Here is a 12,385-nt window from a genome sequence, read left to right on the forward strand (position 1 = left end):
GCGGGGACCGGCGGGGCCGGGCGGGCCGGAGGGGGCGGCGGGGCGGGACGCACGGGCGGGGGCGGGACGGCGTCGTCGCGGCCGGCACCGGGGCTCACCCACTCGCGGACGCGGCGGTCGAGATCGGTCTTGGCCTGCGCCCAGGCCCGGGCCGCCTCGTCGAACCGGGTGGCGGCGGTCCGGCGTTCGGCGTCGATCGCCGCGATCTCGGTGGCCCGGTCCCGGGCCAGGGTGGCGCGGCCGCCGGGGCCGGCGTCGAGCCACAGCTGGTCGTTCCGGCGCTGCAGCTCCACCAGCGCGGTGTCGGCGGTCCGCCACTCGCCGGCGCGGGCCTTCTCCTGCTCCATCGCGGTGCGCACCGTCCCGGGCATTGGTCCGAGCAGGTCCGCGGCGTGGCGTTCGGCCAGGAACAGCCGCATCCCGGTGCCGGTGACCGTCGGCACCGTGAACGTCTCCGGGGCCCGGCCCGGCCGGTTCAGCTCCAGCTCGATCCGGTAGTCGAACCGGCCGCCGAGCAGCCGGACGGGGTCGCCGAGCTTCGTCTCGTGCTCGCGCCCGATCAGCGGCGCCTGGCCGCCGCGGTTGCTGGTGGCGGCCCCCGCCTCGCCGTCGGCGCGCGCGTCGCCGCGGCTGCTGCCGACGTCGCGGCCCTCCCCGACGACCGAGCCGACGACGTCGCCGGAGTGGGTCTGCGACGACGCGGTCTGGGTCCCGATGTGGAAGTTGGACTCGGCGCCGAGGTTCATCGCCGCGGACACCCCGTCGGTGTGCAGCGACACCGGGGTCACCGTGATCCGCGGGGTCAGCGTCACGCCCACCTGGGTGGGGTGGACGACCGGCGGGAGCGTCGCCGAGCCCTTCAGCATCGACGGGATCCACGAGTCGAGGTGTTCGGGCGAGAACAGCACGTCGAGCTGGTGGCGGCCCGCCTCGCCGGGCCGGCGGAACGCGTCCGGCACGTCCACCGTCGCGAGGTGGTCCTGCACCGCGCGGCTCATCGCCACGGCGTCGGTGCGGACGACGCCCATCGCCGTGTCCGGGTCGATCCGCGGCGCGTCACCACCGGGTCCGGCCCGGCGGGTCTGGTCCGGGGGCGGCTGCGGCAGGTCCGGCAGGGACGACAGGAACGCCGCGGGCACCCGGTGGCGGAGCGTGAACGGCGCCGAGGTCGGGCCGGGGATGGTCTCGCCGTCGCGGGTGACGGTCAGCGAGAGATGACCGGTCTGCCCGATGATCGCGGTGGGCCCGTCGTAGCCGAGGAAGCGCCAGATCCGGACGGTGTCGGACGTGGTGTCGGTGTGCACGTCGGTCCGCGACGAGGACGCGGCGAGCCCGCCGGAGCCGCCGCCGTAGTACGGGTCCTCACCGCCGCTGCCGCCCCGGCCGCCGAGGGTGCCGCCGAACTGTGCGACCGGGCCGGAGCTGCGCACCGACGTCGACGAGCGCTGGTCGGCGAAGTACTGCTCCACCTTGGGGGCGTGCCCGTCGTGGACGACCTGCTCGACGCGGGTCGCTCCCGGGGTGGTGTCCGGCACGAACGACAGGTGCCCGGACAGGTCGTGGTGGACCAGGAAGCCCCGCCGGGAGGCGCTGAACGGCACCCCGTCCCCGCCGAGGCTGCTGTGCAGCCCCTTCAGGTCGGCCGCGGAGATGCCCCGCTGCGGATCGGTGAGCCGCTCGGTCAGCAGCGCGACCTCGTCGGCGTCGAGCCGGCCGGCGAAGTGCCCGGGGAGCTGGTCGTTGATGTCGGCCAGCGGGGCGCGCAGCGCCTCGTCGGTGGGCCAGCCCAGACCGGTGACGGGGTCGTCGCCGCGCAGCGTCGGCGGCACCTGCAGGTCCACCGGTGCCTGGTGCGGGCGGTTCTCCTCCTGCGGGAGCAGGCCCCACACCCGCATCTGCTCCTCGCCGACCGACAGGAACACGTGGTCGGGCAGGTCGACGTAGCGGGTGGCGGTCCGGCGGGTGGGGGTGTGCACGGTGTCGAGGAGCTGGTTGCTCTCCCACGACGTCGCCCGGTGGGTGACCACCCCACGGGCCTTCACGACGAACGACCGGCCCCCGGACCCGTCGTCGAACGTCTCCCGCGCACCGAGGGTCCCCTGGGCCCCGGTGTCGCGGGCGCCGACCTGGTATCCGCCGTGGATCCCACCCGACCCGGTCGGGTGGCGCGCGGACTGCTCCAGCTCCTGGGCGGTCAGCGACGAGTCGTTGACCTCGAACCCGGCCCGCCCCTGGGCGCCCCGGGCGTTCGACGACGAGCCGGACGCGACGTAGCCGCCGTAGACGACCTCGCTGCGGGCGCGGCCGGTCGGCGGCGCGTGCCGCACGTCGACGACCCGCAGGTCGTAGAGGCCCAGGGTGGACACGACGGTGCCGCGCCGGTCCCGCCAGCGACGCTTGTGCACCTGCTCGGGGGTGGCGAGCCCGCGTTCGGTGACGCCGCGGTCGTTGGACACCCGCTGCGGGGCCAGGACGGCCTCGAGCGCGCGGCCGTCCTCGGTCCCGCGCCGGCCGAGCACCGCGTCTCCCCCGGCGGCGGCGGTGAGCGCGGCCTCGGCGGCGGTGCGGCGCTCCTTGACCCCGCCGATCCAGGTGAACGTGCTGTCGGCCAGCAGGGTCTGCGCGAAGTCCCGGCGCCGCGGACCGACCGGGCTGTCCATGGTGATCCGCGGACGGCTGCGGATGCCCTGGGCCTCCGGCGGCGTGCCCGGGGTGAGCATCTCGTCGGCGGGCACGTCCAGCGCGAACGGCTCCCGGATCGGCGGGCCGTCGGGCAGCTCCACCGGTGTCCGGTGGCTCACGTGCCGACCGGGTGCACCGATTCCGGTGAGCCGCCCGAACGCGTTGGTCTCGCTGAACCGCTCCGCGGTGATGGTGTAGAGGTTCTCGCCGGTGACCCGGTGCGAGGGCCCGGCGGGACCGGCGACCGCGCGCCGGCCGGTGATGGTGCCGCCGGCGCCGCTGTCGCTGTGGCCGAGACCGGCCGAGGCCCGTGCCCCCAGGCCCGGGTAGACCGCGCCGGCCTCGAACCCGAGCCCGGCCCGCAGCCCCAGCGTCCCCTCGATCCCGGTGGCGGCACCGCTGACGGACTCGGTGCGGTTGCCGGCACTGGTCTTGACGCTGATCCCGTCGAGCGGGCCCTCGTCGCCGACGTCGAGCATCTCGGCGGTGATCCTCAGGTGCAGGTACTCGGTGCTGCGGAAGCGGTTGCGGGCGAGCACGAGGTCGACGCCGCCGTCGTAGAGGGAGTCGGCGCTGGTGCCCAGCAGCGTCTGGGTGGTGTTGTGGTCGAGCATCCGCCAGGTCTCACCGAGGTCGCGCACCGTCGAGCTGCTCCTCGACGCGCGGTGGGTCCCGTCGCCGTCGGCGAGAGCCGCGAACGGGCCGCCGACCGAGGCGATGATCTGGTCGATCCGCTCGCGCAGCCGGGTCGGTGCGTCGCCGAGGGAGTGCATGTGTCCCCGGCCGATGCCCAGGCCCGCGGCCAGGTAGGGCGGGAGGGTGTCGGTCCGGCGGTCGGTGTTGCGGGCGTCGCGGACGGACTCGGAGACGGGCAGTCCCGCGTCGCGGGCGTTGTGCGGGGAGTCGGCGAGGACCAGCTCGACCGGTGTCCGGGCCGGCGGTGCGACGGCGCTGGTCGACCCCCACCGCACCCGTGTCTCGCGCACGAACTCGACCTCGTAGGCGCCCGGGGAGCTCTGGTCGACGTTGCGCCGCGACGCTCCGATGTGGGTGGCCGCCCAGCCGCGGCTGCGGTTCCAGCCCACCCCGAGGTACGGGCCCAGGTGCAGGAAGGCGACCTTCGGGAAGAACCGCCAGCCCCCGCGGATCTCCCCGGAGACACCGAGCCGGGAGCTGCTGCTGCCCTCGACACCCCAGTCGATGCGCTGCTGCTTGGTGGTCTTGCCGTCGAGCTCGGCCAGCCACGACCCCTTCTTCGGCACCAGCCGGGACTCGACGTACACCGGTGGTCCGCCGGGGTTGCGCAGCTCGTCCGAGCGCACCCAGCCGGTGGTGAACCGCTCGTAGTGGTGGGCGAGGTGGTTGTCGGACAGGAAGTGCAGCAGCCGGTTGCGGCCCGGGGACCCCGGTTGCAGCAGTCCGGGCGGGAGCTGGTCGGCCAGCGCGGCCAGGACCGTGTCCGGGCCGGGTCCGCGGACGTCGAGGACCGCGGCGTTGGACAGCGCGGGCCCGGCGCCGGGACCGAGCTCGACGGCGGGCCGGGCGCCGGCCTTCGGGGTCGGCTCGTCGAACCATCCGGTGGCGGTTCCGTCCAGGACGCGCGGGCCGGGGCCGACGACGGCGCCGGACTCGTCGCGCAGGGTGACGGTGAAGCGGACCGGGACGTCGGCGGCCGGGGTGTGCTTGGCGTCGTAACCGACGTCGTTGTTGACCGTCTTGCGGGTCCGGTGCCCGACGGTGTCGCCCCCGGTCGCGGTGACCGCGGCACCGCCGTATCCGGCGAGCGACCCGCCGGAGCCGGCGATCGGGACGGCGCGGCTGCTGTCGTCGTAGCGGCCCTCGACGAGGTTGTCGGTGCCGCGCCGGATCTGCTCGGTCCCGTCGGTCCGCGCCGCGGCGGGGTCGGGGCCCTCGCCCCGGCGGCCGGGGTCGTGGTCCACGGCGACGAGGGCCTCGTAGCGGCGGCCGCCGACCTCGACGTCGAAGGGCAGCCCCTGGTGCAGCGCCGACGGCCGGTGCGTGAGCATCGCGTCGAGCTGCGACGACGTCGCCGTCCCCGACCGCCGTGCCGACGCGCCCGGGACCATCGACGCGATGAGGTCCGCGACGGCGCGCCGCTGTTCGGGGCCCACCGACTGCACCCGCAGCAGCGAGCGGGGCGCGGTGGCCGGGGCGGGCACGTCGCGGCCGGTCCACGGCGACAGCACGTGGTCGTCGACACGGAACCGGCCGGAACCGAGGTCGGTGCGCAGGTCGGCCTCGGTGCCGCGGTCGGCCCGCGCGGCCAGGTCCACCGGGCGCCCGTCGAGGTGCTCCTGCAGACGGCCGGTGAGGAACCCGTCCTCGCCGAGCCGGTCGGAGTTGAGCAGGGTCTGCAGCAGCGCCGAGCCGGGCGGGGCGACGAACAGCCCGGTACCGGGACCGTCGAGCCCGTCCGCGCGGCCGGTGAGCAGCGGGAACAGCGGCTCGCCGTCGGTGACGCCGCCGGGCATGCGGGGCATGGTCTCGGGGAGCGGGGCGGGTGGGCCGTCCCCGGTGGCGCGCACGGCCGGGTCGGCCCAGACGCCGCCCTCGGAGTGGACGACCGACAGCGCGACGTCCGTGCCGACCCCGGTGAAGGAACCGGTGCGGAGCCGGTGGTTGAGGATCCGGTCGGTCGCGCGGGTACCGGACGGGAGGTCGGTGGCGACGTCGCGGACGGTGACCCCGAGGTCGGTGAGGCGGCGCCGGGACCTCGCCGAGAGCCCGCCGGGACCGTCGGCGCGGGTGTCGGCCCACACGTGCACGGCGGAGGGGTCGCCGGTCCGGGCGATCCACAGCTCCAGGGCGCGGCGGACGTCGGTGGTGAACCGTCCGCCCAGCAGCGGGACGTGCACCCGGCGGGGCACGTCCTGCAGGTGACGGCCCTGCGGGTCGCCCATGACGGTCCGCGGCAGCGGCGCGTCGACGTGCGCCTGCACGCCGCGGCCCGGCCGGGGCACGACGCCGTCCGGTGCGTCGACCGCGGCGCGGTGCACGATCCGGACCCCGGGGACGTCCGCGAGCTGCCCGCGCAGGAACACCGCCGCGGCCAGCGCCCGCGCACGGCCCGTCGCCAGCCGCTGGGCCACGTCGTTGCGGGGCCGGCCGGCCCGGTCGGTGTCGGCCCGGCCGACGAGGGACTCCGCGGTACCGCGGGCCCGGTCGGCGCGGTGCCCCATGCCGTCGCCGACGAGCAGCACCCGGGGCGGGGGGTTCCCGGCCGCGGCGGCCAGGCGGGCGCGTTCGCGGACCTCGCCGGCGACGGTGGTGAGGTCGCGGCGGGCGTCGTCGTCGAGGCGGGTGACGTGCGAGTCGAAGGCCACGTCGTGCACCGAGTCGGTACGGGCGACGTCGTCGGTGCGCTGCTCGACGACCGCGACGCGGTGCTGTTCCACGGACGCGTCCGGGACTGGCGGGCGGGCGCTGCCGCCGGAGACGATGCGGAAGTCCTCGCGGGTGAGGCCGCCCGCCCGCTCGGTGCGCAGCCGCTCGGCCAGGCGCTGCTCGGCGACGTCGTGCACGGAGCGGGCGCGGTCGCGGCCGGTGACCTCGGCGCCGGTGCGGTCGGCCCACGGGCGGACGAGGTCGCGCGACCCGTTGCCGTGCCCGGTGACCACCAGGGCGGGGGTCGGGCCGCCGGCCGCACGTGCGGCGACGACGTCGTCGATCCACGCATCGGTGGCGCGTTCGACCGCCGCACGGTCGCGGTGGGCGATCCGGTGGGCGCCCTCGGCGAACGCGATGCGGACGGGCGCGCCGGCGGGGGCCGCGTCGCTCCGGGCGCTGTCGCCGCTGTCGCGGGGGCCGCCGCCGTCACCGTCGCGGGCGCCGTCGCCGTCGTTGCGAAGCACGCCGTCCTCGCCGGGCCCGCGGCGGCCGACCGCCTCCGGCGGGCGCTGCGCGTCCTGTTCGACGACGGCACGCACCGACCGGGACGGGGGCCCGGCCGGGCCGTCCGAAGCAGGGTCGACCGCGGCCCGGGTCGCGATGCGGACCCCGTCGGCGTGGTCGCCGAGCAGCTCACGGAGCCGGTTCGCGACGGCGTCGGCCCGCTCCCGGCCGGCGGCGCGTCGTTGCTCCAGAAGGGCCTCGGGGCCGGCCGACGGTGGCCGGACCACCCACCGCCCCGGGGGACGGGGGTCGTCGGCGGGGTGCCGGAGCAGGTCACGGGTCCACTTCTCGGCGCTGCCGAGCCTGGTCTTCGCGACCCGGCCGGAGGACTCGATCAGCGCGCCGCCGCGGTGCGCCAGGCGCTGCGCCGGACGGCCGGTGCCGTCGCCGACGATCTCCACGCGCACCGGGCCGCCGTCGCGGAGGCGTTCCCGCACCTGACCCGCGAGCGCGACGATGTCGGCGTCGGCACCCGGGCCGGGACGGTGCTGGCCGGAGGAGAAGGTCACCGTGCTCTCCGACCGGGCGCCGGTGACGTCCTCGGTGGTGTAGTCGATGATCGCGATCCGGTTCGTGTCGCGCAGCGCGCCGGAGGTCAGCGGCGTCGCGTCCGTCCGCGCCAGCACCCGGAACTCGGAGGTGTCCCGGCCCCCCAGGCCGCCCTCCCGGGCGAGCTCGTCGAGCCGCTCGAGGACGACGGCCCGCACCGCGTCGGCCCGGGCCCGGCCGGTGCCGGTGCCGTCGATCGACCACGGTGTGCGCCGCATGGTCCCGTTGCCGTGGCCGGTGATCGTCATGGCGGGGGCCCGGCGGTCCGGCGGCGTGGCCAGGACGTCGCGGACGAACGCGTCGGTGGCGTCGCGGATCGGGCCGCGGGCGTCCTCGCCGATCGAGGTGGTGGACTCGCGGAACCGGACCGGGGTGACCGGCGCGCCGTGCTCGGGCCGGGGTGCGGCGGACCGCCCCCCGTCGTCGCCGCGGCGCGGGGCGGGCGGACCGGCCTCGGCGGGGTCCGGGGTCGGCACCGGCAGGACGACGGTGCCGTCGTCGCGGTCGCGGGTGCGCGAGCGCCCGCCGGACTCGGCCGGGCGGGACTCCGGGACGCGCGGGTCCGGGTCCGGGGTGCGGGAACCGCGGGCGGTGGCCGGACGGTGCTCGCCGGACGCCGGGTCGCCGGTCCGGGTCGTGTCCGGCCCGCCGGCCCCGGCGGTGCGTGCCGGGGCCGGCGTGCTGCCGTCGGTGCGTGCCGGGGCCGGCGTACTGCCGTCGGTACGTGCCTGGGCCGGCGTGCTGCCGTCGGTGCGCGGCGCGGGCGGCGGGGCACCGTCGGTACCGGTGCGCGCCGGGGCGGACGTCGGGGCCTGGGGCGGAGCCGGAGTCGGGCTCGACGACGACGCGGCCGGGGACGGGGGCGTCGGGATCGAGGACGAGGGCGTCGGGGCCGGGGCGGCCGGCGCCGACCCCGCCGTGACCGAGGTGGACACCGGCGGGGGCGTGCCGGTCGCGGGCGTGGACGACACCACCGCGGGCAGGACCGCGGGCTCGGCGGGTGCGGTGGGCGGGGTGCGATCGAGGTCGGTGAACGGGGACCCCGACGTCTCCCAGGTGGCCCGGTCCCCGGCGGCCGGAGTGAGCGGGGATCCCCCGGAGCGGGAGGTGTCCGCGGAACGGGCGCCGTCGGCGGCGGTCGGGGCGGCGTCGCGCCCACCACCGGCCGTGCGGGTGGCGGCCTCGCCGCCGACGGTGCGCCCCTCCCCCGCCGACGTGCCGGTCGACGGCGCCTGCTGGGCGGAGCGGGGGGTGTTCGCCCCCGAGCCCTGACCCGACGGGGTGGCGTCGCTGCGGCCCGCGCCGGAGGTCGCGGCGGTGTCGCGACCGGTCCCGGACGTGGCCGGCGGAGTCGTGGCCGGCTGGGTGGTCGCCGACGCGGCGGGCGGCTGCGCGGTGGCGACCGGGCCACCCGTCCCACGACCGTCGGCGTCGTCGGCGACGCGGGACGGGGCGAGCTCCGGGGTACGCACGTCGCCGCCCACCGTGGGCGCCTGCTCGCCCCGGACCGGCTCGCGGACCGGACCGCCGGCGGAGTCCGTCGTCGCGTCGCGCACGGCCCCGGTGGAGGAGGTGGGTTCGGTCGGACGGACCCCGCCGGTGTCGCGGGATCCGTCCGGTGTGGAGGGACCGTCGCCGGTCGTGGCCCGCCCGGGCGGGGCGGCGCCGTCGGACTGCACCGTCGCAGCCGGGCCCGGAGCGTCGGTCCCGCGGCCGCCGGTGCCCTCCCCCTCGACGGTGCCCCGCGCAGGCGTGGAGCCCTGGTCCCGGCCCTCGCTGACCGGTGCCGCCGGGTTCGGTGTCTCCCCGCCGGTGCTCCTGACCGGGATGTCCGACGTCGTCCGGGGCGCGGTCGAGCTGCCCCCGGACGCGGTGTTGCCGGACGCAGGGCTGCCCGACGCGGCGTTACCCGACGCAGGGCTGCCCGACGCAGGGCTGCCCGACGCGGCGCTGCCCGACGCGGCGCTGCCCGACGCGGTGCCGGCCGGCGCTGCGCCGACCGGCGCGCCGTGACCGGGCACGGCGCCGAGCGGAGCGTCGCTTCCCGGTGCGATGCTGCCCGGTGCGTCGCCACCCGTCGCGGTGTTGCCCGGTGCGGCACTCCCGGGAGCCGCGCTGCCCGGCGTGCTGTTCTCCGGAGCCCCGGTGCCCGGCGCCCTGTCCCCCGGCGCGGAGTCCACCGTGGCGGAGTCGCTCGGCACGCTGTTCCCCGGCGCGTTGCTGCCCGGCGCGGAGTCCACCGTGGCGGAGCTGCTCGGCACGTTGCTGCCCGGCACGTTGCTGCCCGACGCACTGCTGCCCGACGCGAAGTCGACCGCGGCAGGGCTGCTCGGCACGCTGTTCCCCGGCGCGTTGCTGCCCGACGCGGAGTCCACCGTGGCGGAGCTGCTCGGCACGTTGCTGCCCGGCACGTTGCTGCCCGGCACGTTGCTGCCCGGCACGTTGCTGCCCGGCACGTTGCTGCCCGGCACGTTGCTGCCCGGCACGTTGCTGCCCGGCACGTTGCTGCCCGACGCACTGCTGCCCGACGCACTGCTGCCCGACGCACTGCTGCCCGACGCGAAGTCGACCGCGGCAGGACTGCTCGGCGCGCTGTTCCCCGGCGCGTTGCCGCCCGGCGCGGAGTCGACCGTGACGGGGCTGCTTGGCAACTGGCTGCCCGGCACGTTGCTGCCCGGCACGTTGCTGCCCGACGCACTGCCGCCCGACGCGGAGTCGACCACGGCAGGACTGCTCGGCACGTTGCTGCCCGGCGCATTGCTGCCCGGCGCGCTGCTACCCGTCGCATCGCGGCCGCCCGCGGCGCCGCCACCCGTGTCGCCGCTGATGCCGCCGTTGCCCGGGACCGGCGTTCCGTCCGGGATCGACACGGTCGTCGACTCGCCCGACACGGGCGCGACGGAGGAGGCCGGGGGCTCCGACACCGGTTCCGGGCGGGCGCCGGCGGCCGAGCCCCACGTCGGGCCGGACGGGGTGCCCGACGATCCGCCGGTCACCGCCGCCGGCACGGACTCCGGCGTCGACGTCGAGCTCACCGTCGGCGACGACGGGATGACCAGCGGCGACCGGCTCTCCGGTCCCCCCTGCCCCGACGACCGCGACGGCGCCGACGAGTCCCCGTCGTCGCCCCGGGTCGTCGCCGGGTCCTCGCCGGACGGGCGCGTACCGGGGGGTGGCCCCGACCCGTCGGACGTCGTGGGGATCCGGAGGACGTCGTCGGGACCGGCGGAGGTCATCCAGGGCGGCGGGGTCGCCGAGGGGCCCAGCCCCTCCTTCTTCATGTGGTCCAGCAGGGACGTCCGGCTGACGACGGGGAACTTGCTCGCCGCGAGGCCGAAGTCCCCGCCGGGGCGGCTGCGCATTCCGCCGAGTGCGCCGATCGCACCGAAGAACGGGTTGGAGTCCTCGCCGAACACCGCGTTGATGACCGCGCCGGACGCCGGCGCGGTCATGATCTGCGCACCGGCGTAGCCCAGGATGCCGAACGCGCGGACGTGGCGGGCGAGCTGCTGGGGAGGGGCTCCGGGCGGACGGGCCCGGTTGAGGTTGCGCATCGCGCTGTTGCTCCAGCTGCGCACACCCCCGGCCGCCGCGCGCGCGAGCCCCGCACCGGCGCCGCCGATCGCACCACCGATCGCGCTGTGCCCGATGGAGTCGAGGTCGTAGCCCTCGCGGTCACCCGCCTCGTTCTGTCCGACCTGGATGAGACCGTCGAGGCCGCCCATGATCCCGGCGCCGGCCGCACCGTAGAGCGCCGCCCGCTTGGTCGCCTCCGCGAGGGCTTTCGAGATGCCACGCAGCAGCGTCTGGGCGGTCGCCTTGTTCAGCCCGAGCCGCGCGACCGCCTGGACCATCTGCTTGACCATCTGCCGCAGCAGCGCCCACAGGCCGACCCGGGCGGCGGCGAGGACGGCCGGGACGAAGATCGCCCCGAACAACGACGCGATCAGCTCGATGACGGCCGCGAGGGTCATCGCGGCCATCACGATCAACATGATCTTGCCCTTTTGGATGTCCGCCGCGGCGTTCTTCGTCGCCTTGCGGAACTCGTCGGCACCCTGGGCCATCTCGGTGAGGCTGGCGGCGTAGTCCTCACCGAGGAGCTTCGCGTTCGCGGCCCCGGTGTCGCCGCGCAGGACGTCGTCGAGGTCGGCTCCGGACCGCCGCGCGTCGAGCGCGGCCTGCTCCAGTGCCGCGGCGAGGTCGGCCCAGGCGCCGCTCAGCGCCCGCAGGTTGCCCTCGTTGCCCTCCGGCCACTCCATCCCGAGGGTGACCTTGAAGAACTTCTGGAGGGAGTCGGGCAGCTCGGTCGACCCACCTTGTCCTGCCATCGCAGGATTCCCTCCTTCCTCGTTCCACCGATGCTGTGACGGCCCGACGCCGGCGGTGCGACCGGATCGGGTGGATGCCGCGCGGGAGCGGACGGCCGGCCCGTGGGGCCCGTGGTCGGCGCGTCCCGGGCCGGCGAGCGCTACGCGGGAGGGACGTGGGAGGCGTTGTCCTCGTCGAGCCGCGACAGGTTGTCCGCCGAGATCTCGAGGTTGTCGGCGTAGATGTCGAGCCCCTCGGCCGTCTCGCCGACCCCGGCGCGGGCCTCGGTCGAGTCCGGGGAGTACTTCTCCCCGAACGCCTTGCCGATGTCGTCGCTGCCCCAGCAGCCCTCGTACTCCGCGCTGAGCGCGTTCAGACGCTCCAAGGGCCCTGCCAGGTCGCTCCGGATGCGACGCACCCCCTCGGCGTTGCGCCGCACGCCGGGGAGGTCGACGTAGGTCTCATCGGCCACGACGCTCACCCCGGGTCGGGTCCTCGACGCCCATCTCGGCGAACATCGACCCCATCAGCGACTCGATCATCTCGGAGGGGTCGACCTTCCCGGTGGCCAGCCCGACCAGGTCCAGCCCCTCCGCGCCACCGCCCTCCTGCACGATCGCGGCGGTGCGCTCCAGGGCCTGCAGCCGACCGGCCTGCAGCGTCCCGACGATCAGGTGCGCGAGCTCGGTGGGCGCCAGCGAGCGGTACCGGGTTCCGTGGAAGCTGAGGTCGGCGAGATCACCACGGCCGTCGAAGGTCATGGTGAACGAGCGGTCCTTGGCGACGACCGTCGTCTGCTCCTCCTTCCAGACCCGGCCGACCTCCCCGACCCGGGCGCGTTCCTGCTCGACCTGTTCGAAGGCCTCGTCGAGCCGCCGGGCGTAGTACCCCTCGTGGTCCGTGGCGTCGCTCATGGGTGTCTCCTCCTCGT

Annotated in this window: 3 protein-coding genes (1 of these 3 running past the window's edge); all 3 read right to left on the reverse strand. The window is 76.8% G+C overall.

All coding sequences use genetic code 11. From position 1 onward, the window contains the following. A protein-coding gene (locus ND486_RS10115; RefSeq protein WP_251784446.1) for a toxin glutamine deamidase domain-containing protein crosses the window boundary here: on the reverse strand, nt 1-11,474 show its start. It extends 17,812 nt beyond the left edge of the window; 11,474 of the gene's 29,286 nt are visible here — the first part of the coding sequence; it begins with the start codon at nt 11,472-11,474; its stop codon lies beyond the left edge, outside the window. Nucleotides 11,475-11,614: 140 nt separating this feature from the next. Then, nucleotides 11,615-11,926, reverse strand: coding sequence for a WXG100 family type VII secretion target (locus ND486_RS10120; protein ID WP_251784040.1), 312 nt, complete (start codon nt 11,924-11,926; stop codon nt 11,615-11,617). After that, nucleotides 11,916-12,368, reverse strand: coding sequence for a YbaB/EbfC family DNA-binding protein (locus ND486_RS10125; protein ID WP_208823454.1), 453 nt, complete (start codon nt 12,366-12,368; stop codon nt 11,916-11,918). The genes ND486_RS10120 and ND486_RS10125 overlap by 11 nt, the downstream gene beginning before the upstream one ends. Nucleotides 12,369-12,385 lie beyond the last annotated feature (17 nt).

Source organism: Pseudonocardia sp. DR1-2 (genome assembly GCF_023717215.1).
GTDB classification, from domain to species: domain Bacteria; phylum Actinomycetota; class Actinomycetes; order Mycobacteriales; family Pseudonocardiaceae; genus Pseudonocardia; species Pseudonocardia alni.